26 protein-coding genes are annotated in these 24558 nt (G+C 67.0%); 8 read left to right on the forward strand and 18 right to left on the reverse strand.

All coding sequences use genetic code 11. The annotated features are described in order from the left end of the window. Positions 1–17 precede the first annotated feature (17 nt). Together U1H82_RS14790 and U1H82_RS14795 are read right to left on the reverse strand one after the other, a co-directional pair. Positions 18–533, reverse strand: a complete 516-nt coding sequence (locus U1H82_RS14790; protein ID WP_322965882.1) for a CHAP domain-containing protein — start codon at positions 531–533, stop codon at positions 18–20. A 206-nt stretch (positions 534–739) separates the two neighbouring features. Next, positions 740–2602, reverse strand: a complete 1863-nt coding sequence (locus U1H82_RS14795; protein ID WP_322965706.1) for a M1 family metallopeptidase — start codon at positions 2600–2602, stop codon at positions 740–742. Between the two features lie 47 nt (positions 2603–2649). Between U1H82_RS14795 and U1H82_RS14800 the strand changes: the two genes are divergently transcribed. Beyond that, the gene (locus tag U1H82_RS14800) at positions 2650–3102 is read left to right on the forward strand and encodes an HIRAN domain-containing protein (protein ID WP_322965707.1); all 453 of its coding nucleotides are present in this window, start codon (positions 2650–2652) and stop codon (positions 3100–3102) included. Between the two features lie 91 nt (positions 3103–3193). Here the strand turns inward: U1H82_RS14800 and U1H82_RS14805 are convergent, their stop codons facing one another. From U1H82_RS14805 to U1H82_RS14820, 4 genes are all read right to left on the reverse strand, one after another. Beyond that, positions 3194–3430 carry a hypothetical protein gene (locus U1H82_RS14805; RefSeq protein WP_183950469.1) on the reverse strand — a complete coding sequence of 79 codons (237 nt, stop codon included), beginning with the start codon at positions 3428–3430 and terminating at the stop codon, positions 3194–3196. 187 nt (positions 3431–3617) lie between these two features. After that, positions 3618–4238, reverse strand: coding sequence for a LysE family translocator (locus tag U1H82_RS14810; protein WP_322965708.1), 621 nt, complete (start codon positions 4236–4238; stop codon positions 3618–3620). Continuing rightward, the gene (locus U1H82_RS14815) at positions 4238–4618 is read right to left on the reverse strand and encodes a hypothetical protein (RefSeq protein WP_375339538.1); all 381 of its coding nucleotides are present in this window, start codon (positions 4616–4618) and stop codon (positions 4238–4240) included. Before U1H82_RS14815 ends, U1H82_RS14810 begins: the two co-directional genes overlap by 1 nt. Further along, entirely contained in the window at positions 4615–5292 is a 678-nt protein-coding gene (locus tag U1H82_RS14820; protein WP_322965709.1) for an EI24 domain-containing protein, read from the reverse strand. Before U1H82_RS14820 ends, U1H82_RS14815 begins: the two co-directional genes overlap by 4 nt. A 129-nt stretch (positions 5293–5421) precedes the next feature. On the opposite strand from U1H82_RS14820, the gene U1H82_RS14825 reads away from it, so the two are divergent. Then, on the forward strand, positions 5422–6414 hold the full coding sequence (locus U1H82_RS14825) for an adenosine kinase (protein ID WP_322965710.1): 993 nt from the start codon (positions 5422–5424) through the stop codon (positions 6412–6414). 130 nt (positions 6415–6544) lie between these two features. Here the strand turns inward: U1H82_RS14825 and U1H82_RS14830 are convergent, their stop codons facing one another. The 8 genes from U1H82_RS14830 to hisB all read right to left on the reverse strand — a co-directional run bounded on the left by U1H82_RS14830 (position 6545) and on the right by hisB (position 12270). Next, on the reverse strand, positions 6545–8083 hold the full coding sequence (locus U1H82_RS14830; protein ID WP_322965711.1) for an amino acid permease: 1539 nt from the start codon (positions 8081–8083) through the stop codon (positions 6545–6547). Between the two features lie 202 nt (positions 8084–8285). Further along, positions 8286–8663 carry a histidine triad nucleotide-binding protein gene (locus U1H82_RS14835; protein ID WP_322965712.1) on the reverse strand — a complete coding sequence of 126 codons (378 nt, stop codon included), beginning with the start codon at positions 8661–8663 and terminating at the stop codon, positions 8286–8288. Between the two features lie 17 nt (positions 8664–8680). Beyond that, on the reverse strand, positions 8681–8995 hold the full coding sequence (locus U1H82_RS14840; RefSeq protein WP_322965884.1) for a phosphoribosyl-ATP diphosphatase: 315 nt from the start codon (positions 8993–8995) through the stop codon (positions 8681–8683). 32 nt (positions 8996–9027) lie between these two features. Beyond that, on the reverse strand, positions 9028–9183 hold the full coding sequence (locus U1H82_RS14845) for a hypothetical protein (RefSeq protein WP_322965713.1): 156 nt from the start codon (positions 9181–9183) through the stop codon (positions 9028–9030). 408 nt (positions 9184–9591) lie between these two features. Further along, a complete protein-coding gene (gene hisF / locus U1H82_RS14850) occupies positions 9592–10353 on the reverse strand; it encodes an imidazole glycerol phosphate synthase subunit HisF (protein ID WP_322965714.1) in 762 nt (253 codons plus the stop codon). Beyond that, positions 10350–11084: a 1-(5-phosphoribosyl)-5-[(5-phosphoribosylamino)methylideneamino]imidazole-4-carboxamide isomerase gene (hisA, locus tag U1H82_RS14855; RefSeq protein WP_322965715.1), complete on the reverse strand. Its 735-nt coding sequence runs from the start codon at positions 11082–11084 to the stop codon at positions 10350–10352. Before hisA ends, hisF begins: the two co-directional genes overlap by 4 nt. After that, complete coding sequence (hisH, locus tag U1H82_RS14860) at positions 11081–11686, reverse strand: imidazole glycerol phosphate synthase subunit HisH (RefSeq protein ID WP_322965716.1); 606 nt, start codon at positions 11684–11686, stop codon at positions 11081–11083. Before hisH ends, hisA begins: the two co-directional genes overlap by 4 nt. After that, positions 11683–12270, reverse strand: coding sequence for an imidazoleglycerol-phosphate dehydratase HisB (gene hisB, locus U1H82_RS14865; protein WP_058715329.1), 588 nt, complete (start codon positions 12268–12270; stop codon positions 11683–11685). Before hisB ends, hisH begins: the two co-directional genes overlap by 4 nt. A 71-nt stretch (positions 12271–12341) precedes the next feature. On the opposite strand from hisB, the gene U1H82_RS14870 reads away from it, so the two are divergent. After that, positions 12342–12827 (forward strand): SspB family protein, encoded by a 486-nt coding sequence (locus U1H82_RS14870; RefSeq protein ID WP_042486441.1) that lies wholly within the window; start codon positions 12342–12344, stop codon positions 12825–12827. 144 nt (positions 12828–12971) lie between these two features. Here U1H82_RS14870 and U1H82_RS14875 read toward each other — a convergent pair whose 3' ends face one another. Beyond that, positions 12972–15236, reverse strand: coding sequence for a S9 family peptidase (locus U1H82_RS14875; protein WP_322965717.1), 2265 nt, complete (start codon positions 15234–15236; stop codon positions 12972–12974). After that, positions 15233–18355 (reverse strand): glycoside hydrolase family 2 TIM barrel-domain containing protein, encoded by a 3123-nt coding sequence (locus tag U1H82_RS14880; RefSeq protein ID WP_322965718.1) that lies wholly within the window; start codon positions 18353–18355, stop codon positions 15233–15235. The genes U1H82_RS14875 and U1H82_RS14880 overlap by 4 nt, the downstream gene beginning before the upstream one ends. 139 nt (positions 18356–18494) lie before the next feature. Between U1H82_RS14880 and U1H82_RS14885 the strand changes: the two genes are divergently transcribed. The 5 genes from U1H82_RS14885 (at position 18495) to U1H82_RS14905 (ending at position 21647) form a co-directional block, all read left to right on the forward strand. Continuing rightward, positions 18495–18920, forward strand: a complete 426-nt coding sequence (locus U1H82_RS14885; protein WP_322965719.1) for a MerC domain-containing protein — start codon at positions 18495–18497, stop codon at positions 18918–18920. A 17-nt stretch (positions 18921–18937) separates the two neighbouring features. Next, complete coding sequence (locus U1H82_RS14890) at positions 18938–19738, forward strand: acid phosphatase (protein ID WP_322965720.1); 801 nt, start codon at positions 18938–18940, stop codon at positions 19736–19738. 113 nt (positions 19739–19851) lie between these two features. Then, positions 19852–20751 (forward strand): ROK family protein, encoded by a 900-nt coding sequence (locus U1H82_RS14895; RefSeq protein WP_322965721.1) that lies wholly within the window; start codon positions 19852–19854, stop codon positions 20749–20751. A gap of 63 nt (positions 20752–20814) precedes the next feature. Further along, a complete protein-coding gene (locus tag U1H82_RS14900) occupies positions 20815–21399 on the forward strand; it encodes a glycoside hydrolase family 108 protein (RefSeq protein WP_322965722.1) in 585 nt (194 codons plus the stop codon). Next, positions 21396–21647 (forward strand): 3TM-type holin, encoded by a 252-nt coding sequence (locus U1H82_RS14905; RefSeq protein ID WP_322965723.1) that lies wholly within the window; start codon positions 21396–21398, stop codon positions 21645–21647. Before U1H82_RS14900 ends, U1H82_RS14905 begins: the two co-directional genes overlap by 4 nt. Here U1H82_RS14905 and U1H82_RS14910 read toward each other — a convergent pair. After that, entirely contained in the window at positions 21641–22882 is a 1242-nt protein-coding gene (locus tag U1H82_RS14910; protein WP_322965885.1) for an aspartyl protease family protein, read from the reverse strand. The two genes, U1H82_RS14905 and U1H82_RS14910, sit on opposite strands and share 7 nt — an antisense overlap. A 94-nt stretch (positions 22883–22976) precedes the next feature. Beyond that, positions 22977–24515, reverse strand: coding sequence for a TadA family conjugal transfer-associated ATPase (locus U1H82_RS14915; RefSeq protein WP_322965724.1), 1539 nt, complete (start codon positions 24513–24515; stop codon positions 22977–22979). Positions 24516–24558: the final 43 nt, after the last annotated feature.

Genomic DNA, 24558 nt, shown 5'->3' on the forward strand with positions numbered 1-24558 from the left:
CTTAGATCAGACTGTTCTTACTCGGTCGGGGCGGCGAAGGTCAGGATACCGCTGACCCGGCCGCTGTCGTTCGAAGCGATCTGGGTGGCGGGCAGGTCGGCGACGCCATCCTTGTTGTGGCTGGCATAGATGAAGCCCTTGGTCGGATAGGCCGAGGTGCCCAGGCCGCCATTGGGGCCGTACCAGACCTTGACCATCGACCAGTCATTGTTCGGCGAAACGTCGACCGCGCGGACATCGCGCTCGATACCGCCGCGGCGCGACCAGTTGGCGTGGGTGAGCAGGACCTCGCGGTCGCTGACGACCTTGCTGACCATGGCGACATGGCCGACGCGCATCCGGCGGGTGGCTTCGAAGGCGAGGACGGCGCCTTCCTGCGGGGTGTGACCGCGATCATAGTGACCGGCGGCCTGGCTCCACCAAGTGTTGGCGTTACCGTGAAGGTCGATGCCCGAAACTTCGCGGGCATAAGTCGCACACTGCCAGAACTGCGCGGCAGCGGGGGTGGCCATCATCAGGCCGCACGATGCCATCAGCGCGAATCGCACTGCGAATGCCTTGAACTTCACTGGACCCCCCGGTCGGAATGTCGGTGTGAGTGTCGATTAACCGGGGCTAAACCGATTGGAAAGCGCCGCCGGAACCATATCCGGTGAACGGTGTTGCGGCGGCGGTGACTTGAAAATTCGGCGGCGAAACGAGTTTTTCGTTCCTCGTTTCGCCGCTCAAGAGGCTCGGCTTATCGTCCGAGCAGGCGATCGACCGTCACCTGCGTTACCGAATGATAGCCGGGACGCGCTTTGTCGTAGATTCGCTTGGCCAGCGCCTGGCCCCATTCACCCTGTCCCTGAAGCTGCTGGAACAGCGGCGCGACGAACTTGCGGCGGCCCTGTGCGGTCAGGAACTGCTCGGCCGAGGCGGTGGCAGGCGGATAGCGGTTGGCGAGCGCCAGGCGAAGCCAGGCGAAGCGGATTTCGCTATTGCCTGTCTCGTTCCAGTGGAACCGGCCGTCCAGCGCCGCCAGGCGTTCGGCGGGCAATGTGCGCGGCAGTTGGTCGAGGAAGCGGACATATTCCTGGGTCGTGACCGTGTCCGGCACCGCCGATACCGGGCCGCCCTTCGCAAAGGCCTTGGCCGCCGCGTCGATCGCAGGGAAGGCGTCGGAGCGGACATGGACCGCATTGGCGGGGATGCCGGGCTGATAGACCCATTGGTCGAGGCCGATCTTCTCCGCTTCGCCGGGCTTGAGCAGGTTCTTGCGCAGATCGGCGAGGAAACCGGCGCTCGTCTGCGGCTGGAAGGCGTGGCGGTCGAAATAGCTGCGCAAATACGCGTCCCAGCGCGCGCGGCCGACGACCGACTCGATGGTGCGCAGGAAGGTCGCGCCCTTGTCATAGGCGATCTGGGTCATGCCGTCGTCGGGATCGCGCTTGGCGTCGAGATCGAGGTGCAGCTTGGTGTCGGGCGACTGCGGCCCGCCCGCTTCCCGGACCGCGTTCATCATGTCGGTCCAGGCGAGGTCGGCCTCCATGTCGGCGCGGCGCTTGCCGTACATCGACTCCATGATCCGGTTCTCGAAATAGCTGGTAAAGCCTTCGTTGAGCCAGAAATCGTCCCAGGTGGCGTTGGTGACCAGATTGCCCGACCAGCTATGCGCCAGTTCGTGGGCGATCAGGCTGACGAGGCTGCGGTCGCCCGCCAACACCGTCGGCGTGGCGAAGGTCAGCATGGGGTTTTCCATGCCACCGAACGGGAAGCTGGGTGGCAGGACCAGCACGTCGTACCGGCCCCAGCGATAAGGGCCGTACAGCCCCTCGGCGGCGGTTACGAACTTGTCGAGCCCGGCAAACTCCCAGGCCGATTTGTCGAGCTTCGCGGGCTCAGTCCAGATGCCGGTATTCTTGCTGAGCGGCTTGAACTTCAAGTCGCCGATCGCCAGCGCGATCAGATAGGGGGAGACCGGCTTGTCCATGCGATAGCTGGCGGTGTGGCGGCCATCGGCGCAGGGCGTCTCGCCGGTCCGCTCGCCGCTCATCACCACGGTCAGGGCGCAGGGGGCGTTGATGGTCGCGTCCCAGGTCTGGCGGATGCCGGGCGAATCCTGGGTCGGAATCCAGCTGCGGTTGAGGATCGCCTCGCCCTGGCTGAACAGATAGGGCTGTTTCTTGCCCGCCGTCTGTTCGGGGGACAGCCATTGCAGCGCCTTGGCACCGGGCGTCGAGGCATAGGCGATCTTGACGGTACGATTGCCGTTCAGCGTGATGGTCAGCGGCGCGCCATGGACCTTGTCGGCCTGGCCCACGCTATAGGGCAGGGGACGATTCTGCGCGTCGGTGACGGTGACGATGCGCAGGCCGTTATCGTCGACGACCAGTTGCCTGGCATCAGGCTTGGCATCGACCGAGAGGGTCGCGATGCCCCGCATCACATGGGTGTCGAAATCGGCATAGAGGTTCAGCGAGACATGGGTGACCCGCGCCTCGAGCGGCCGGGCATGGCTGTGCACGTCGCGGGCATCGGGGCTGGTCAGCACCGGCGCGACGGCGGGGGCAGGTGCGGGGGATTGGGCGGCGAGCAGCATCGCCAGGGCGGCAACGGTCATGGACACTCCGAATGGGACAGGATGATTGCACCATAGCCGGATTGCCGATGAATGGGAGGGCTCTGGACGTCGCGGTGTCGCGTAACCAGTTAAGCGACATGGATGAAATGACGCTGGCGGTGGTCGGGATCGACTTTCCCAACGAGGACAAGGCGCGGAGCAACCGGCGGTTCGAACTGCTGGCCTCGGCGGCGGGCGATCCGGTCACGTTACGGCCTGAACCGCGCAATCGGCACGATCCGAACGCGGTGGCGGTGTTCAGCGCGCGCGGCGTCCAGGTCGGCTATCTCTCCGCCGAGCGAGCGCCCTTGGTGGGCGCGCGGATGCGACGCGGCGAAGAGGTACAGGCGATCCTTCAGGGGATCAGGGGATCGGTCGCCTATATCCGGGTCCGCTTCGGGGGCGGTGCGCCGACCCTGCCGCAGCTGGCCGAGCCGTTGCCTGAGCGGACCGAGGATGATTTCTTTCCCGATCCCGAAGGCCCCGACTGGGGCGCGTAAACCGGGCAACAAAAAAGGGAGCCGAAACCGGCTCCCTTTCCGTCCGCCGGAGCGGTGATGGTCCGGGCGGGGTAATCCCCGCCCGCGACGATCAGTTGCTGTCCGCGCTGTCGTCCTTGACGATCGCGACAACGCCGATGGCGACGACGCCAGCAGCGATCAGGGCAGCGAGGATGCCGCCGCCAGCGAGCTTGTTGCCCTTGGCGGTCGGAGCCGAGGCGCGGACCGACTTCGAAACCGACAGGCTGGCAGCCGGGTTGGTCGGCGCAGCGGCGACCGGAGCAGCAACCAGGGCCGTAGCGGCGACGGCAGACAGGAACTTCATCATATATTTTCTCCCATGGCGAACGACCGCCAAGACGCGGTGGTGTTCATCGTCCCGATAGCGCAAAAGCATGGCCGCGTAAATTTGTTCCCGCAGCGCATCATTTTTTGTAGCGAAGCGTGGAACAAATGTCGCAATGGGCTCGCAAGGCCCCATCGTTTCTGTGCCTAAATGATTGAAATCATCTGGATCAGCGACGGATCGCCGCCGTGGCCAGCCCGGCGAAAATTAATGCGCCGCCGCCCGCCCGCTGCGCCCAGATCTGGGCGCGGGGGGACCGCAGCAGTCCGCCCGCGCTGGAGGCCGCCCAGGCATAGCCGGAATCGGTCAGCGCGAGGGTAAGGACGAAGGTCACCACCAGCACCGGCACCTGCGCCCAATAGGGACGCTGCGGATCGATGAACTGGGGCGCGAAGGCGGCCAGGAACAGGATGGTCTTGGGATGAAAGGTGCCGACGCCCAGATTGCCAAGAAAGGCGGCGCGGGCGGAGATCATGCGCGGGCGGATCGCCACCGCATCCGCATGGCGCGCCCGCCACAGCCCGATGACCCCGATTGCAATCAGATAGGCGGCACCTGCCCATTTGAGTAATCCGAACAGGAAGGACGATGCCGCCAGCACCGCCCCCATGCCGAGCAGGCTGGCGGTGGAGGCGGCCAGATTGCCCAGCATCAGGCCTGCGACCGAGGCGAAGGCGGTTCGCCGCCCCGACCCGATCGCATAGCCGAGGATCGCCGCGACGCCGGGGCCGGGGATCAGCCCGATGACCAGGGTCGCCGCGACAAAGGCGAACCACAGGTCGGGCCGCATCAGCGTCCGCCGTCGCGCCGGGTCAGCGCCGCGACGCAGCTCGCCCGGTCGATCGAACTGCCGTCGGGCTCGCGCGCGTCGAGATAGGTCACGCGGGGTTCGGCCCCGTCCTTGGGATAGAGATAGGCGTCGAGGACGCAGAACCGTCCCTGAAACTGCAACTTGCGCGCCGTCCCTTCGCGGACATCGGCATCGGGGGCGCCGAACAACTTGGTCAGCCCGGCGGCGTCCTGCCCGATCACCCGCTCCAGCCCGACGCTGGTATAGGGCACCGGAACCGGCGCCATGCCGCCGCTGCGAACGGGCGCGGCGGTCTGTGGCACGGTACAGCCTGCCAGCACGACCAGGGCGAGCAGCGGCAGTGCAGAGATGCGGGTCAAGCCGGACGTCTCCTATGGAAGAAATGGGTCGCCATGCTCGCCCCCAGGACGGGGGCGAGCAGATTGAGACCCGGAACCACGAACAGGGTGGCGACGGCAAGCCCCAACAGGAAGCGTCCAGGCCCGGTCGCCTTGCGCCAGCGACGCATGGCGGATCGGTCCATATGCCGCGCCGCGACCATGTCGCCCAGGTCGCGCGACAAGAGCCAGCCATTGACCAGCAGGAACGCCGCCGCCGTCCCGATGCCGGTCGCCAGCAGGACGATATAGAGCGGCAGCAGGATCAGGTTGACCGCGATGACACGCGCGGCAGAGCCCAGCCCCATGGCGAGTCCGCGCGCGAAGGGCACGGGTCTGCCGCTGGCCAGCGCATCCGGATAATGCCGCGCCTCGACGGCGGCGACGATATCGTCGGCAAAGACGCCCACCACGGCGACCGCGACCGCGCGAAAGGCGAGCCAGAGCGCCAGCAGCTCGACGACCAGCGTGAAGGCCACCGACCAGCCGCCTGCCTGCGCGCCCAGCCAGTCGGTCAGCGCCGCGCGTACGCCCCACCACAGGCCGATCCCCGCCAGCGCGAAAATCGCCAGCGTCATGCCCAGCGAACGGATCAGCACCCGGCGGATCGCCGGATCGCCAAGCTGGGCCAGCGACAGGAAAAAGGCGCGGAACATGGCCCCTCGATGGCGCGGGCTGGGTTGCGAAGTCAATGCGCCGGGGGGCATGGCGGGCGGCTCCCTTGCGCGGGGATAGCGTGCTGACTAGGGCGGCGGCATCACAGCTATTTTCCCGGAGCCTCTTCCTTGACCAACCCCACTTATGACGTGGTGGCGATCGGCAATGCGATCGTCGACATCCTGGCCTCTGCCGAGGATGATTTCATCGCCGAGAACGGCATGACCAAGGGGGCGATGCAGCTCGTCTTCTCGCCCGAGGAAGCCGATGCGCTTTATGCCAAGATGGGCCCGGGTCGCGAGATTTCGGGTGGGTCGGCCGCAAACACGCTGGCGGGCATGGCGGCGCTGGGCGGCAAGACTGCCTTTATCGGCCAGGTCGCCGACGATCAGCTGGGCGAGGTGTTCAGCCATGACATCCGTTCCGCCGGCGTCCGGTTCGACACGCCCGCCCGCGCTGGCCAGCCGACCACCGCGCGCTGCATGATCTTCGTCAGCCCCGATGGGCAGCGCACGATGAACACCTTCCTGGGCGCGTCGCACTATTTGCCCGCCGAAGCGCTCGACAAGGCGCTGATCGCGGATGCGGCGTATCTGTATATCGAGGGCTATCTCTGGGACCCTGAAGAGCCGCGCGCCGCGATGCGCGCCGCGATCGAGGTCGCGCGCGAAGCGGGTCGCAAGATCGCCTTTACTGCCTCGGCCGAGTTCGTGATCGACCGTCACCGCGCCGACTTCCACGCGCTGATCGACGGCGGCATGATCGACGTGATCTTCGCCAATGAAACCGAGATCGTCGCACTGACCGAGACGGCGGATGTCGAGGCCGCCATCGCCGCGCTGAAGGACAAGGTCGAGACGCTGGTCGTCACCCTCGCCGAAAAGGGCGCCCTGGCGCAGCGCGGGGACGAGCGCGTGACCGTCCCTGCCCATCCGGTCGACAAGGTGGTCGACACCACGGGCGCGGGCGATCTGTTCGCCTCGGGCTTCCTGTACGGCCAGACCCATGGCCAGGACCTGAAGGCCTCGCTGACACTGGGCGCGGCCTGTGCCGCCGAGATCATCAGCCATTTCGGCGCGCGGCCCCAGGTCGACCTGAAGGCGCTGGCCGCCAGCCTCTGACCGCGCAATCCTCCCCAAGCTGTGCTTGGGGAGGGGGACCATCCGAAGGATGGTGGAGGGGCGAAGACCCCAAAATAAAAGGGCCGGGGGATCGCTCCCCCGGCCCTTTTTCACGTCTTGGCCGAACCGATCAGCGATCGAGCGGCTTGGCGACTTCCGGCTGCATTGCGGGATCGTCGACCACGTCGATGACGCCGCGCCCGACATGGCTGCGCTTGCGGCTGTACAGGAAGTAGATCGCCAGACCCACCGCACCCCAGCCCGGCAGGACCAGGATCGCGACCAGCGGCAGCGAGAAATACAGATAGGCGCAACCGAGCATCGCGGCGGGCGCCACGATATACACGGCGGGGGTGCGGAACGGACGCTTGCGGGTCGGGTCCGTCTTGCGCAGCACCATCACCGACAACGCCACCATGAAGAAGGCGAACAGCGTGCCCGAGTTGGAATAGTCCGCCAGCTTGCCCACCGGCAGGAAGGCCGAGGCGATGGTCGCGGCGATGCCGGTCACGATCGTCACGACATGCGGCGTGCGATAACGCGGATGCACCGAGGCGAGCTTTTCGGGCAGCAGGCCGTCACGTGCCATGGTGAAGAACACGCGGGTCTGGCCGAACATCATCATGAGGACGACGGAGGGCAGCGCCAGCGTCGCGGCCAGGCCGATCAGATTGCCGATCTTTTCCCAGCCCAGGGTGCGCAGGACGTGCGCCAGCGCCTCGCGCGAGCAGGACAGCGGCTCGGGCGCGCCGCTGGCGACGATCGCCTTGCACTGCGCGGCCAGTTCGGACGTGCCCGGCGACAGGACGACACCGGCGGCGTCGCGCACCGGCTGCGCGCCCAGCGGCGAGCCGATGGCACCCGCCGACACCAGCAGATAGAAGACGGTGCAGAACAGCAGCGACGCGATCAGGCCGATCGGCACGTTGCGCTGCGGGTTCTTGGTCTCCTCGGCCGCGGTCGAAACGGCGTCGAAGCCGACATAGGCGAAGAAGATCGAGGCGGCGGCCCCCGCGACGCCGGTCAGGCCGGTGGGCATGAACGGCTCGAAATGCGCACCGTTCATCACCGGCACCGACAGCGCGATGAACAGGGTGAGGGCGGCGACCTTGATGCCGACCAGGATCGCGTTGACGCGCGCGCTCTCGGTCGTGCCGACGACGAGCAGCCAGGTGACCAGCAGCGAGATGATGACGGCGGGCAGGTTGATATAGCCACCCGAGGAGGGGCCGTTGACCCATTCCATCGGTATGTCGATGCCCAGCAGATTGCGGATCTGCCCGACGACATAGCCCGACCAGCCGACCGCGACGGCCGACGCGCCGACCGCATATTCCAGGATCAGCGCCCAGCCGACCATCCAGGCGAGCAGCTCGCCCATGACCGCATAGGTATAGGTATAGGCCGACCCCGCGACCGGCACCATCGACGCCAGTTCGGAATAGCACAGCGCCGCGACCGCGCAGACGAAGCCCGCCAGCACGAAGGACAGCATCATCCCCGGCCCCGCCTTTTGCGCGGCTTCGGAGGTGAGAACGAAGATGCCCGTGCCGATGACGGCGCCGATACCCAGCATGGTGAGCTGGAACGCGCCTAGCGATCGTTGCAGCCCCTTCTTCTCGGCGGTCGCCAAAATGGCGTCCAGAGGCTTAACGCGCCCGAAAATCATGAATGTCCAATCCCCCCGAGGGAAGGCGGGCCCGATCAAGGGCGCGCCCGGTGTTTGGTGAATGGTCGGGGAAGTTAGCTGCAATTTTATTACGCGCAATCCCTAAGGTGCGCGGGATGCGGTATGGGGAGGGGAAAGGGGAGATTCCTCGCTCTTCTTTAAGCCCCTCCCGCAGGCGGAAGGGGCGCGCTTGGCCGCTATGTCAGCGCGCGAGCATCGGGCCGAGCGGCCTGCCCGCCAGGATATGGACGTGGAGATGCGGCACTTCCTGTCCTGCATCCGGTCCGATATTCGCCAGCAGTCGGTATCCCGGCTCGACCGCGCCCGCCTCGCGCGCGACATGGCCGATCGCGCGGACGAACCCGGCAATCTCCGCCTCGCTGGCGCGGGCCGAGAAATCGTCCCACGACACATAGGGTCCGCGCGGGATCACCAGGATATGGGTCGGCGCGTGGGGAGCGATGTCGTGGAAGGCGATCGCCCAGTCATCCTCATACACCCGCTTCGACGGGATTTCGTCGCGCAGGATCTTCGCGAAGATATTCTGGTCGTCATAGGGCAGCGTGGCGTCGATCGGCATCGAAACTCTCCGTCAGTTTAGCGGGGCCGCGCGGCCTTTTCCTCATGCCCCGACACGCCTTCGCGCCGGGCCAGTTCGGCGCGAACATCGTCCAGCGTGTGGCCGCTATCGGTCAGCAGCACGATCAGGTGGAACATCAGGTCGGCGGCCTCGGACACGATCTTGTCGGGCTGCGCCATGGCGGCGATCACGGTTTCCACCGCTTCCTCGCCCAGCTTCTGCGCGATTTTGGGGCGGCCCTTGGCGAACAGGCTGGCGGCATAGGAGGTGGCGGCGTCGCCTTCGTCCCGGCGCGCGCGGATCGTGGCTTCGAGGCGGTCGAGCATGTCCATGACGGCGTGGGTGGCGCAGGCGGCGGGCGGCGTCAATCCTTGCGGTTACGACGGCGCATCAGGTTGCGCAGCAGCCAGATCGCCGCGATCGCAAAGACGAACAGCGCGATGTCCGACAGCTCCGGATGGGTGCGCGGGGTGATGACATCGGTGTGGCCATTGGCGGCGGTCATGACGGCGAGGGGCATGAGGGGAGTTTAGCAGCGGTCCGGGCGTGGGTCATCCGGGGGATTTGGTTCACGCGAAGACACGAGGACGCGAAGATTTTTTGATTCGCGCGGAGGCGCGGAGAGTTTTGTTTTCGGGCGGGCGCTGGCCTTCACCATCAGGCGGTGAGCGTCTTCCGATCGATGGGGCAGACTATTCAACCCCCCGTTCAGCCTGGGCGAAGTCGAAGGCCAAGGGATAACCCCGCCAACTGGCAGAGCGCCAGGCGTGCGCTTCGACTTCGCTCGGCGTGAATGGAAGGCAGGGCGGGTGGCGAGCGGAAGACCTGCGAAGGCCGTGTGGAAGGCCAATCGCCAACCCCACAACCAGAATCTCCGCGCCTCCGCGCGAACAAAAAATCTTTGCGGCTTAGCGGCTTCGCGCGAAAATCAATGCGCCCGAACCGGCACCCCCGCTGCCGCCAGCGCGCGATGCGCATCCGCGATCGACGCATCGCCGAAGTGGAAGATCGACGCCGCCAGCACCGCCGAAGCATGGCCGTCGCGAACCCCCGCGACCAGATCGTCCAGCCCGCCGACGCCGCCCGACGCCACCACCGGCACGCTGGTCCGGTCGGCGATGGTGCGGATCAGGTCGAGGTCATAGCCGCCCCGTGTCCCGTCGCGGTCCATCGAGGTGACCAGCAACTCGCCCGCGCCCAGGTCCGCCAGCCGCAGCGCGTGTTCGACCGCGTCGATCCCGGTCGCGCGCCGCCCGCCATGGGTGAACACCTCCCAGCCACCGCTAGTGCGCCGCGCGTCGACGCTGGCGACGCAGCACTGGCTGCCGAATCGCTCGGCGATGTCGGAGACGACCTCCGGGCGGCTGACGGCGGCGGAGTTGACCGCGACCTTGTCCGCCCCCGCCAGCAGCAGCGCGCGCGCATCCTCCGCCGTGCGCACCCCGCCGCCCACGGTCAGCGGCATGAAGCATACCGCCGCCGTCCGCCGCACCACGTCCAGGATGGTCCCGCGCGCCTCATGGCTGGCGGTGATGTCGAGGAAACAGAGTTCGTCCGCGCCCGCCGCGTCATAGGCGCGCGCCTGTTCGACCGGATCGCCCGCATCGATCAGGTCGACGAAGTTGACGCCCTTGACCACCCGGCCATTGGCAACGTCGAGGCAGGGGATGACGCGCGCGCGGACGGTCATGCGGCCGCCGCCACCGACAGCGCCGCCGCCAGATCCAGCCGCCCGTCATAGAGCGCCCGGCCGGTGATGACGCCTTCGACCCCGTCCTGATGATGGAGCGCCAGCATATGGATGTCGCCGATCCCCGCGACGCCGCCGCTGGCGATGACCGGAATCCGCACCGCCCGCGCCAGATCGACGGTCGCGGGCACATTGCAGCCCTTCAGCATCCCGTCGCGGCCCACGTCGGTAAAGAGCAGTGAGGCCACGCCCGCATCCTCAAACCGGCGCGCCAGGTCCTCGACCGACACGGTCGACACATCGGCCCAGCCGCGCGTGGCGACCATGCCGTCCTTGGCATCGACCGCGACGACGATGCCGCCGGGATAGGCCTTCGCCATGTCGCGCACGAAGTCGGGATTTTCCAGCGCCGCCGTGCCGATCACGACGCGCGACACGCCCAGGTCTAACCAGCGCTCGACATTCTCTGCTTTACGGATGCCGCCGCCCAGCTGGACATGGCCGGGAAAGGCTTTGACGATGGCCTGCACCGCCTCGCCATTGACCGACTCGCCCGCGAACGCGCCGTCGAGGTCGACGACGTGCAAATGCTGCGCCCCCGCTTCGGCAAAGAGCATCGCCTGATGGGTGGGATCGTCACCGTACACGGTGGCGCGGTCCATATCGCCCTCGGCGAGACGCACGACCTGACCGCCCTTGAGGTCGATGGCGGGGAAGACGATCAGGCTCACGGGTGCCACTCCAGGAAACGGGTGAGGAAGGAGAGGCCATAACGCTGGCTCTTCTCGGGATGGAATTGCGCGCCGACCACCGTGTCGCGGCCGATCGCGGCGGTGACGGGACCGGCATGGTCGGTGGTCGCCAGCACATGCTCGCCGGTAAAGGCGTAGCTGTGCAGGAAATAGGCTTCGCCCGGCACGATCAACGGATGCTCGCGCGTCGGGCGGACATCGTTCCAACCCATATGCGGCACCTTCGCCGAAAGATCGTTGGGGGTTAGCCGCGCGACTCGGCCGGGAATCCAGCCCAGCCCGCGATGCTCGCCCATTTCCTCGCTTGTCTCGGCGAGCAGCTGCATGCCGACGCAAATGCCCAGGAAGGGCCGCGCACGGGTGAGGGCGGCGTCGCGCAGCGCCTCTTCCAGCCCGTCGACCGCGCGCAGATTCGCCGCGCACGCCCCGAAGGCGCCGACGCCCGGCAACACGATCCGGTCGGCCTTGGCGATAACGTCCGGGTCGGCGGTGATGACGACATCGCTCGCCCCCGCCGCACGCAGGGCATTGTCGACCGAGTGGAGATTGCCCGACTCGATGTCGATCAGCGCCAGCGTCACAACATGCCCTTGGTCGAAGGGATCGCGTCCGCCTTGCGCGGGTCGATCTCGACCGCCATGCGAAGGGCGCGGGCGAGGCCCTTGAAGATGCTCTCGGCGATGTGATGGTTGTTGTGGCCGTGCAGCAGCTCGACATGGAGCGTGATCCCCGCTTCCTGCGCGAAGCTGTGGAACCAGTGCTCGATCATCTCGGTCTGGAGCGTGCCCAGCATGGGATTGGTGAACGGCACCTTCCACACCAGCCAGGGTCGCCCCGAAATGTCGAGCGCGGTACGGGTCAGCACCTCGTCCATCGGCGACAGCGCTTCGCCGTAGCGGCGGATGCCGCGCTTGTCGCCCAGCGCCTTGGCAAAGGCCTGTCCGATCGCCAGCGCGCTGTCCTCGGTGGTGTGATGCCCGTCGATATGCAGGTCGCCCTGAACCTTGACCGACAGGTCGATCAGCGAATGCCGCGACAGCTGGTCGAGCATATGGTCGAGAAACCCGATGCCGGTGGCGTTCTGATAGACGCCGGTGCCGTCGAGATTGACGGTGACGTCGATGACGGTTTCCGCGGTGGCGCGGTGGACGGTGGCGGTGCGCATGGCATCCCCATAAACACCTATCCGTCCCATGCAATCTTGACCCGCGATCAAAGGCCGCTAGTCCATGGCGCATGACCGAAGGATTGCCCGACAGCCTCATCCCCTATGACGACATCGTGCAGGAGGCCCTGCGCGCCGTGGTGGGGCGTGTGCTCGGCCCGGTGGCGGAGACGGGGCACCTGCCCGGCACGCACCATTTCTACATCACGTTCAAGACACAGGCGCCGGGTGTCGACATCCCGCAGCGGCTGGTCGAGCGATTCCCGGACGAGATGACCATCGTCCTGCAGAATCGCTTCTGGGACCTGACGGTGGACGAGAATCGCTTCTCGGTCGGCCTCAGCTTCAACCAGGTGCCGTCCAAGCTGGTGATTCCCTATTCGGCAATCACCCGCTTCCAGGACCCGGAAGTGCAGTTCGAGCTGGGCTTCCACGTCGCCGACGATCCCCAGAGCGATCCCGATCCGCACGGCTCGGCCGAAAATGACGAACCGGTGGCAAAGCCGGTCGAGGACGGCAGCAATGTCGTCGCGGTGGATTTCAAGCGGAAGAAGTAAGGGGTTCCCATAATTCCTCCCCTGCAAGGGGAGGTGGCAGGCCGAAGGCCTGACGGAGGGGTGTCACCCTATCGAGAGCGGGACACCCCACCACCATGCTGCGCATGGTCCCCCTCCCCTTACAGGGGAGGAATGAGTGTTGACCTACTCCTCCCCGCGCAACGCCTTCAGGAAAAAGGCATATTGCCGCCGCATGGCATAGGCCACCGGCCCGGTGCTGCGGCCTGCCGTATGCTCCCCGCCGGGAATGACCAGCAGGTCGAAATCCTTGTCCGCCTTGATGAGCGCATCGACCACCTGAGTCGTGCTGGCGGGGTCGACATTGGAATCCTGTTCGCCGACGACCAGCATCAGCTTGCCCTGGAGCTGGTGCGCATGGACCACGCCCGAGGCATCGAGATAGCTCTGGTCGACCGGATAGCCGAGCCACTGTTCGTTCCAGTCGATCTTGTCCATGCGGTTGTCGAAACACCCGGCATAGGCGACCCCGGCCTTGTAGAAATCGGGGTGGAAGAGCAGCGCGTTCAGCGTGCTCTGCCCGCCCGCCGAGCCGCCATAGATGCCGACGCGGGAGATATCGACGCCGGGGTCCTTGGCCGCCAGTGCCTTCATCCAGGCGATTCGGTCGGGAAAGCCGCTATCGGCCAGATTCTTCCAGGCGACGTCGTGAAAGGCTTTCGAGCGGTTGGCGGTGCCCATGCCGTCGATCATCACGACGACGAAGCCGAGATCGGCAAGCTGCTGCATGCCCATGACCTTGTCGCCGCCGGAGAAAGCGCCGAACGGCCAGAAGGCCTTGGGCACGAAACTGTCGTGCGGTCCGGCGTAGATATTCTCGATCACCGGATAGCGCTTGGCGGGATCGTAATCGCGCGGGCGGACGACCAGGCCGTAAATGTCGGTCTTGCCGTCGCGGCCCTTGGCGGTGAAGCGTTCGGGCGGGCGGAATCCGGCGGCGGTCAGCGCCGTGATGTCGCCCTTTTCCAGCGTCTGGATCAGATGGCCGTCGCGCGCGTCGTGCAGTTCCATGGTTTCGGGCAGGTCGGTGCGCGAGAAGACGTCGACATAGGTCGTCATATCGGGGGAGAAGCGGACCTCGTGCGTCGCATTCTCGCGCGTCAGCCGGGTCAGGTTGCGGCCGTCGAAATCGACCCGGAACCACTGCTTGTAATAGGGGTCTTCGCCCGGCACGAAGCCGCTGGCCGAGAACCAGATCTGCCGCTTGTCGTCGTCGACCTTGGCAATGTCGCGGACCAGCCAGTTGCCCTTGGTGATCTGGCGCACGATCCGGCCGGTCGCGCCGTCGATCAGATAGAGATGCCGCCAGCCGTCGCGCTCCGATGCCCAGAGGATTTCGCGGCCCAACCCCTTCACGTCATGCGACCAGATACGGTCGCGAAAGACGAAGGTCTTCGTCGTCTCGGTGACGGCGGCGTGGGCTTGGCCGGTATCGGCATCGACCGCGATGATCTTCGTCTCGCCGAAACCGCGCTTCAGGTCGTTGAAGGCGAAGCTTTTGCCGTCGGCACGCCATTCGGGGGCGGAGAGCGTATAGGCGCCCGCGAAAAGGCTCGGGTCGATCTCGGTTCGCTGGCCGTCCGAAATGCGGAACAGGACGGGCGCTTCCTGGTCCACCGCATCGCCCGGCTTGGGGTAGAGTTGCTGGACGACCTCTGGCTGGACCTTGCCCGGCGGCGCGGCGAGGACGCGGGTGACCATGCGGGCATAGCCGGGACGGACGCGCTGGAGCGCGATATGCTGGCCGTCCGGGCTCCAGGCGATGGTTTCGGGATCGTAGAAATTGGCGGGGCTGCCGTCCTGAGAGCGCCAGACCTCCTTGCCGTCCTTCGCCGCCCGCACGACCAGATTGTCGTCGAGGACCAGCGCCTCCAGCCTGCCGTCGGGTGACAGTCGCGGGTGATTGTCGGCAGGCACGCGCAGGTCGCGCACCACGCCGAAACCGCGCGGGCGGCTGGGGTTTTCCGGCGGGATGATCGCGCAGACCGGCTGAACCAGGGTGCAGCGATAGACGGTGTCGTCATAGCCGATCGAGAAGCGGATCGCCGAACGGTCGGGCGTGTAGCTGAAATGCTCGAAGGGCAGGCGCATCGGCGCGACGGCCTGGCCCGTCACCTTGGCCAGCGCGGGCGCCAGTGCGGCGGCGTCGAAGGCGGCGGCTTTCGTGCGGGTTGCGGCGTCGACATCGATGAAGGCGAAGCCGCCCGCCACCGTCTTGCGATAATGGAAATGCCACCCATCGGCGTCCCACTCGGCCGGAAAGGCAATATCGCGGGTCAGCCATTGCCATTGCTCGCGAAGCGCCAGCGACTGGGCGATCCGGTCGGGCACCGACTGCGCCGCGACCGGGGTGGTGGTCAGCAACAGGGCAAGGGTGAACAATCGCTTCAACGCGCGGCTCCGATGGTGAAGCTATAGGTCAGCGGCTGGAGCGTGATGCGATAGGGCATGTGCGCCCGGCCATCGAGATTCCAGCCGGTATCGCCGCCGACCCCAGCCTGTGCGGCATCGATCAGCAGCGTGCCGTCGCCATGCGGGCGGATGTCCGAACTATGCGCCTGCGCGGGCGGTTTCATCGCGAGGTCGCCATAGGGGAAGGGCAGGGCGTTGACCGACAGCGGTTGCGCGCCGGTCACGCGCAGGCCGACGCCGGTGCCGGTCAGTTGAATCCAGCGGACATCGGTCTTGTTGCCGCTCTCCTGCGGCCGGGCATAGTCGTGATACTGGTCGGCAAGCTTGCCGTCCCAGCGGGCGATGAGCGCGCCGGTCTTGCGGTCGGCATAGCTTTCCCACGGGCCGCGCCCGAACCAGCTGACCTGGGTGAATTGCTGCCCCGGCGTCGCGAAGGCGAGACCGACGCGGAGCGGATCGGGCAGCGTCATGCGCAGCGGGGTAAAGCGCACCGTCGCGGTCGCCGCGCCGTCCGGTGCCATGGTCCAGCGGGTCTGCATCTTGACCGATCCGACGCCCATGTCGTGATCCACCACGATCGCATCGCCCTCCCGCCGGATATCGTCGAGGCGGCGGTGGTCGGAGAAATATTGCCACATCGCATGGCTCTTGGGCACACCCGCGCCCACGTCATTGTCGGTCGGCGCGCGCATGAAATTGGGCGCGCCGCCGGTCAGCAGAATCTTGCCGTCACGGGCATAGCGGCGGACGAGGCCGGTCGTGCGGTCGATGGCCAGCACCGCATTTCCAGCCTTCAGCGTCATCGCATCGGCGCTTTCCTCGGGCGCGACCGATCCGGCGGGGACGGCGGCGAAGACGGGGGCGGTGAGCGCGAACTGCTCCCAGCCGATGACCTGGCCCGCGGGCAGCGGCGGGATCGCGCCTGCCCTGGTTCGCGCGCGCAGGATCAGCGAGCGTTCGGCGGTGGCGTCCTTGGCGGGGGGCAGGGTGAAGGCGAGGGGCGCGCTGGCTCCGGCCGCCACGGGCGGGGTGGCGATGCTGCCGCGCGCCGTCTCGACGCCATTTTCCAGCACGGCCCAGTCCAGCGTGAAGCGCGACAGGTCGATATGGTCGTGGCGGTTGACCACCTGCCAGCCGCCGCCGTCATGGGTGAAGGTGATCGGCGACTGGACATGCGCCATCTCATAATATTCGGGGTCGGGGGTGCGGTCCGACTGGATCACGCCGTCGCCGACCGGGCTGTCGTCGCCGTGCAGCCCGTCATCTCCACGATTTGGATCATAGTCCAGGCCCTGTCCCCAATAGGGGCGGCCCTGCTTGTCCTTCAGGATCATCGTCTGGTCGACCCAGTCCCAGACGAAGCCGCCCTGCAGCTTGGGATATTTGCGGAACACGTCCCAATAGCCCTGGAAGTCGCCCAGGCTGTTGCCCATCGCATGGGCATATTCGCACAGGATCAGCGGCTGGGTGAATTCGGGCCGCTGGGCATAGTCGGCCAGTTTCTCCACATCGTCATACATCGGTGCGAAGATGTCGACATACGAATTGGTCGGGTGTCGCCACCCGCTCATGCTGTAGCCGAGGAAGTTGATGAGCCGGGTCTTGTCATGGTCGCGAACCCATTTGGCCGCCGCCTCGAAATTGGGGCCGACGCCGCTTTCATTGCCCAGCGACCAGAAGATGACCGAGGGGTGGTTGCGATCCCGCTCGACCATGCGCTGCACCCGGTCGAGATGCGCGGCGGCCCACTCGGGCTTGTGGCCCAGGTTCAGGGTGGGATCGCCCTTCTCCTGGGTAAGGCTGAGATAGCCGTGGCTCTCGATATTGGCCTCGTCCATCACATACAGGCCGTACTCGTCGGCCAGGTCGTACCAGCGCGGATCATTGGGATAGTGCGAGGTGCGCACCGCGTTGATATTGGCGGCCTTCATCAGTTCGATGTCCTTGCGCATCGTCTCTTCGGACACGATGCGGAAGGTGTGCGGATCATGCTCGTGGCGGTTGACGCCGCGGATCATGATCCGCTTGCCGTTCACCCGGACCTCGCCGCCCGCCACCTCGACGGTGCGGAAGCCAATGCGGCGGCTGGTCGCCTCGATCAGCTTGCCCTTGTTGTCGAGCAGTTCGATCAGCAGCGTGTAGAGGTTCGGGTCTTCCGCGCTCCACGTCTTCACGCCCGGCACCTCGGCGGTGATCGTCGCGCTGGTGCCGGTCGGTCTCGCGGTCCGGGTCAGCACCGTCCGCTTGCCGTCGAGCAGCGTCGCGCGAACGCTGGTCGCCTGCGCCGCCCCCGCCAGATCGACCTCAGCCGACAGCGTGCCGTCGCGATAGTCATGGGTCAGCCCGGCGTCGATTTGCAGGTCGCGGATATGCGTCTGTGGCGCGGCGTACAGGGTGATCGATCGCTCGATCCCGTTGACCCGCCAGAAATCCTGATCCTCCAGATAGCTGCCGTCCGCATGGCGATAGAGTTCGATCGCGATGGTGTTCCTGCCTGGTCTGGCGGCGCGGCTGATGTCGAACTCGGTCGGGAGCTTGGAGTCCTCGGAATAGCCGATCTTCTGGCCGTTGACCCAGAGATAATAGGCCGCACCCGCCGCACCGATGTTCAGGAGCAGGCGGCGTCCGGCGAAATAGGCGGGCACCGTGAAATCGCGGCGATAGGAGGCGACCTCGTTCAACCGATGCTCGATGAACGGTTCGTTGCGGGGAAACGGATAGCCGCTGCCGACAAAGACCGGGCGGCTCAAGCCCTGCGCCTGGAGGATGCCGGGCACCGCCACCGTGCGCCAGGTCGAGACGTCGCGGGCCGGGTCCTCGAAGCCGACCGGCCGCGCCTCGGGATTGGGCGACATGTGTACTTTCCACATCCCGTCGAGCGACAGGTGATAGCGCGACTTCGCCGTGTCGTTACCCAGCGCGGCGGCGCGCGACTCGAACCCGGCAAAGGTCGTGTGCATCGGTTCCGCGCCGATATGATTGACGGCGGGATTTTCCCAATCGGGACGGGTGGGGGCAGGCGCGCCCTGCGCCACCGCGCCGCTGGCGATCAGGACGGACATGCTCGCGCTCAACCATAGCCCGGTGCCTGTCTTCATCCTGTCCTCCATCTCTTCGTTGATGGCTCACGTTATATTATACGGAATACGAATGTAAGGGGCGGCGACTTAAGGCTTGTCAGCAATGATACAAAGTATCAAAGGGGCGCCAAGGGGGCCTGATGGGACGATGGCATTCATGATCGACGAAACCCCCATGGCCGACGGCGCATCCGGCGGCGATCTTGGCCGACACTGGCATATGGACGCGCTGGCGATCTCCGCCTCGACCCTCTGCCTGATCCATTGCCTGCTCTTGCCGGTGCTGATCGCGTTCCTGCCCGCCATCGCCGAATGGGCCGATCTGGGCGAGACCTTCCATATCGTGATGCTGGTGATCGCCGTGCCGCTCAGCGGACTGACGCTGATCGGCGGATGGCGGCGGCATCGCGCGGGTCTGCCGGTATTGGTGGGCGCCGTTGGCCTGATCCTGCTGATCGTCGGGCTGGCCTTCGAGGGGCAGATGGCGGGAACCGCGCTGACCGTGGCAGGCGGCCTGACGCTGGCGGTCGCGCACATCGCCAATCTGCGCGCCACCAATCTGCACCGATTACTGTCTCTGTAAACGAGGAGAATGCGTCCATGTCGAAAGCCGTCGTCCGCACCATCGTCGCGGTCCTGATCGGGGCCGCCTGCACCGCCGTCGTGGCGGATGCGCGCGAAGGGGATGAGCCGTCGCATTATCTGCCCGCTCACGGGTTCGACCTGCTCGCGGTGCTGCCGCCCGCGCCCAAGCCCGACGATGCACGCGGACGGGCCGACCGGGCGATCTTTCGCCAGACGCGCAGGTTCGTCGGCAGCCCGCGCTGGGCGATGGCGACCAATGACGTGAAGCTGGACGATGCGGACATGGCGCGCGACTTTTCCTGCGCGTTGGGGATCGACCTGACCCCGCAGAACGCGCCCGCGACGATGCGGCTGATTGACGGCGCGGGGTCGGACACCGCGCGCGGATCGGGCATCGCCAAGAATTATTACAAGCGGCAGCGGCCCTATCTGATCGATCGCGGGCCGATCTGCCAACCTGCGAGCGAACTGAAGGGCAGCTATGACTATCCGTCGGGCCACACCACGGCGGGCTGGACTTGGGCGATGCTGCTGGCCGAGATCGCGCCCGACCGCGCGACGCCGATCCTGGCGCGTGGGCGTGCATTCGGTGAAAGCCGGATCGTCTGTGGCGTGCACAATGCCAGCGCGGTGGAGGCGGGGCGGCTGTCGGCGACGGTGACGCTGACCGCGCTGTCGCAAAACCCGGCCTTCCAGCGCGACCTCGCCGCCGCGCGGGCCGAAGTCGATGCGCTGCGCCGCAACCCCGCGACACCGCGCCCCGATGCCGCCGCCTGCCAGCGCGAAGCGGCCTTGGTCGCCCAGCCGATTTTCTGATCGCCGCCACTCCTTTCCTCCCGCCGGTCTTTTTGCGGCGCGCCCCTTGACCGCGACGCGCGGTTTCGCGCAGGCGCGCTGCGATCAAGCAAAGCGACTGGCGGGAGAATGGAATGACCGAGGCACAGGATCGGATTGTCGCAGGGGTCGAACTGGGGGGCACGAAATCGATCGTGCTGATCGGGCGTGGCCGCGACATCCTGGTGTCCGAACGCCTGCCGACCACTACCCCCGCCATCACTCTGGCTGCGCTGCGTCAGCGTCTGGCCGAATGGCGCGAGCAATATCAGCCCGAGGCGCTCGGCATCGGCAGCTTCGGCCCGATCGCGCTCGACAAGACCGGCATGGATTACGGTCATATGCTGGCCACGCCCAAGCCCGGCTGGGCGGGCGCGGACGTGGTCGGCGCGCTGGGCGAAGGCTTTGGCGAGCGGGTCGCGATCCATACCGACGTCACCGGCGCGGCGCTGGCCGAGGGGCAATGGGGGGCGGCGCGTGGCCTGTCCGACCATGTCTATGTCACGGTCGGCACCGGCGTCGGCATGGGAATTATCGTCAACGGTCAGCCGGTTTCGGGGCGGATGCACCCCGAGGCTGGCCATGTCCGTGTCCGCCGGGTGGCGGGTGACGATTTTGCGGGGGCCTGTCCGTTCCATGGCGACTGCCTGGAAGGGCTGGTCGCCGGCCCCGCCATCGCCGCGCGCACCGGTCGGCCCGCGCAGGAGCTGGCGGCGGACGATCCCGCCTGGGCGTTCGTCGCCGATGCGCTGGCGGAGAGCTTTGCCGGGCTGTTCCTGACGCTGGCATGCGGTCGGATCGTGATCGGCGGCGGCGTCGGCGTCGGCCAGCCGCAGTTGCTCGACATGATCCGCAGCGCGACGGTCGAGAAGCTGTCGGGCTATCTGCCCTTCGTCACCACCGCCGAGGTCGCCAACCGGATCGTCCATGCGCAACTGGGCGACCAGGCCGGACCGCTCGGCACGCTGGCGCTGGCGCGCACGGTGTTGGACTGAAGCCATTATTCCTCCCCTGCAAGGGGAGGAATGCCAAAAAGCGCTGTCCTACAACGAACCGATATGGTTCATGCTTTCCCGTCAACGGGGGAGAGCGACATGGGGCAGGTACAGGTCGAGGCGCTGATCGCGCAGGTCATCGCGCGCGAGGGGGATTATAGCGATCACCCCGCCGATCGCGGCGGCGCGACGCGGTTCGGTATCACCGAGGCGGTGGCGCGGGCGGACGGCTATACCGGGCCGATGCGCCGCCTGCCACTGGCGCGGGCCGAGGCGATCTATCACCGGCTCTACTGGACCGCGCCCGGCTTCGACCGGGTGGCAATCCGCGCGCCGCGACTGGCGGAAGAGCTGTTCGATACCGGCGTCAATATGGGGCCCGCAGTGGCGGCGGCGTTCCTGCAACGCGCGCTCAACGCCCTGAATCGGGGCGCGCGCGACTATCCCGATCTGGCGGCGGATGGGCAAATCGGCGCGGCGACGCTGGCTGCACTCGATGCCTTTCTGCGTCACCGTGGCCCTGCGGGCGAGGTCGTGCTGCTGAAGGCGGTCGAGGCGTTGCAGGGCGAACGCTATCTGACGCTGGCCGAGCGGCGCCCCGCCAATGAGGCGTTTCTCTATGGCTGGCTGGCGGACCGGCTGTCATGAGCGGCACGGATAGCGCCGATGCCTGGACCCGCCGGGCGCGACCGTCCTTCCTCTATGTCATGTACGCATTGCTGCTGTGGAGCATTCCGATGGGGCTGCTGGCGGGGGTGCGACCCGCCATGGCGGCGGCGATGGTGCGGGGGATGGCGCAATATCTGAACGCCATCCCCGAGCCGCTCTATGCGCTCTTCGGCACCGGCTATCTGGGCTATACCGCCGCGCGAGAATGGGGGAAGCGGCGTCAGTAGAAGCGCTTGAGCGTCAGCGCCCGGTCCTGTCCGTCACAGGTGCGCAAATGGACGATCGTGCCCGGCTTGCCCACCGTCCAGCGGGCGATCGGACTGTCGACATAGTCGCGGGGAATGGCCTGTCCGTCGATGGCGCAGATCGTGTCGCCCTCGCGCCAGCCGCTTGCCGCCGCCGGGCCGCCGCGCATGACGTGGAGCACGCGCAGGCGATCGCCCGCGACGCCCATCAACAGGCCCGCGGTCGATCGCTGGGCGGGCGCATCGGCATGGGGGCCGGGCTTCAGGATCATCCGCCCCGCGCCGGGGTCGAGCAGCACGCGATAGCGTTGCAGGAAGCCAGACCCGATCCGCCCGGCCGCGCCCACCGATTCGCTGAAGCCCTGGGGCGGCTCGATCCGCACCTCCACCTCATGCGCGGTCAGTGTGCCCAGCCGTACGGTCGGCGCGATCGCCAGATCGTTGACGGTCGGCCCCGCCAAACCGAAGCCGATCGCGGTGGTGGTCGGCAGCGCGGTCAGCCGGGCCGCGCGCCATCCGGCCTGCGTCACGGTCAGCGCGGACCCGTCGCCGGTATCGACGATGATCGGCGACAGTCGCGCCGCGCCCAGGCCGACCACGCTTTCATAGACCCGCCGCTGGGTCGAGACGGTCAGCGGCGCGGTGGCGCCGGTAAAGGGCATGCGTCCCGACGGGATCAGCCGAAACCGCTTGGCGGCATAATCGATATCGAGCGCATGGGGGGCCAGCACGTCGCGCCCGACCAGCAGGTCGACGGGCGTCGCGTCGCCCGTCGCCAGCGCAGGCAGCGGCGCGACCACCACGCCGCCGCCCTTGCGGGTCAGCCCGCCCAGCGAGAGGGTGCGGGTCGGCATCCATCCGATCGCCACCGCCCCACCGATCGCGCTGGCCTCGCCACCGGGGCGGACCTTGGCCTTGGCCGCGACGGGCGAGCTTTGCGACAACAGGGTGAAGCTGACCCCGGTGTCGAGGATCGCCGTGACTTTCTGTCCGTCGATGGTCATGGCGAAGCGGATTTGGTTGCCGGGCGTCAGCTGAAACGGAATCCAGCGATCCTCGGCATCGGCGGCGAGCGTCGAGACTCCCGGATCGCGCGCGGCGGCGGCGACGACATCCTCCTGCGCGGGGACAGGCTTGGGGTCGCGATGGGCGGCAGGGGCCATCATCGCGGCGGTCAGCAACAGGGGAATGGGGGCGAAATAGAGCAGCGAACGCATCACGCCCCAACGCCTAACCGAACGGGAGGCTGCGCGCGAGGTGGCGTGCGCAGGATCGGAAACATGGCGGGAAGGGTGACGTCATGCCGATTCCTTACAGACACGCCTCCAGCAGCGCCTTGTCGAAACCGAACTGCTTGGCCTTGTCCAGCGTATAGGGGCGCAGGCCCGCCGAGCGATATTCGCCGATGATCTTGCCGTCGGTGCCTTCGTCCAGATATTCGAAGCTGAACAACTCCTGCGTCACGATCACTGGGCCTTCCATGCCGATGACCTCGGTGATGTTGGTCACGCGGCGGCTGCCGTCGCGCAGGCGCTTGACCTGGATGACCATGTCGACCGAGTCGGCGATCTGGCGGCTGATCGCCTCCTTGGGCACCTTGATGTCCGACATCATCACCATATTCTCCATGCGGGCCAGCGCCTCGCGCGGGGAATTGGAGTGGAGCGTACACATCGACCCGTCATGGCCGGTGTTCATCGCGGCCAGCATGTCGAAACACTCGGCGCCGCGAATTTCGCCCAGGATGATCCGGTCCGGCCGCATACGCAGCGCATTCTTGACGAGGTCGCGGATGCTGATCTCGCCCTGGCCCTCCAGATTGGCGGGGCGGGTTTCCAGCGGCAGCCAGTGCGGCTGCTGCAGGCGGAGTTCGGCGGCGTCCTCGATGGTCAGCACGCGCTCGCCCGGATCGATCATCTTGGACAGCGCATTCAGCATCGTCGTCTTGCCCGAGCCGGTGCCGCCCGAGATCACGATGTTGAACCGCGACGCGCCCGCGATCTTCAACAGCGTCGCCATGTCCTGGCTCATCGAGCCGCCGCTGGCCATCATGTCGAGCGTGATCGGCTTGGCGGAGAATTTGCGGATCGAGATGGCGGTGCCGCGAAGCGACAGCGGCGGCACGATCACGTTGACGCGGCTGCCATCCTTCAGGCGCGCATCGGCCAGCGGCGTGGTCTGGTCGACGCGGCGGCCGACCGAATTGACGATCCGCTGCGCGACCTGGAACAGATGCTCCTCGTCGCGAAAGCGCACGGCGGCGAGTTCCAGCCGCCCCTTGCGCTCGACATAGGTCTGCTCGGGGCCGTTGACCATGATGTCGGTGATGTCGGTATCGGCCAGCAATTCCTCGAGCGGGCCCAGGCCCAGCAGCTCGTCGACCAGCACCTTTTCCAGCGCGAACTGCTCGCGCCGGTTCAGCGTCAGCTTCAGTTCGGCCAGCACCTCGCCGATGATCGGGCGGAATTCCTCGGCCAGCTCGTCCTTGCCCAGGGTCGCGGCGGCCTCGGGGTCGACGCGTTCGAGCAGGCGGGGGAGGACCTGTTCCTTGATCCGGTGGATCGACGCCTCGAATCCCTCGCCGCGCGCCGGCGTCGGATCGATCGAGGCGGACTGGCGTTCGGCCAGGCGCTGCATGGCGTCGGCGGCGGTGCCGGGTGGCGCGGGCGCGGCCCCCTCCAGGGCGCTCAGCGGCGGAAATTGTGCGCCACCGGTGGCGGGCGAATCGGGGTTGGGGCCAGCAACGGAGCCGGTAACGGGGCCGGGGCCGTGCATCGGCCGCGCGACGCCGAAGGCCGGGCGACCCCCCGCCGCACTTCCCAAACCCTGACGGCGACCGAAGGCATTCATCCCGACATTCCCCATGGCATCGGCCTCCGTCCCTAAATGCGAA

The sequence above is a fragment of the Sphingomonas fuzhouensis genome (genome assembly GCF_034659795.1).
GTDB lineage: Bacteria > Pseudomonadota > Alphaproteobacteria > Sphingomonadales > Sphingomonadaceae > Sphingomonas > Sphingomonas fuzhouensis.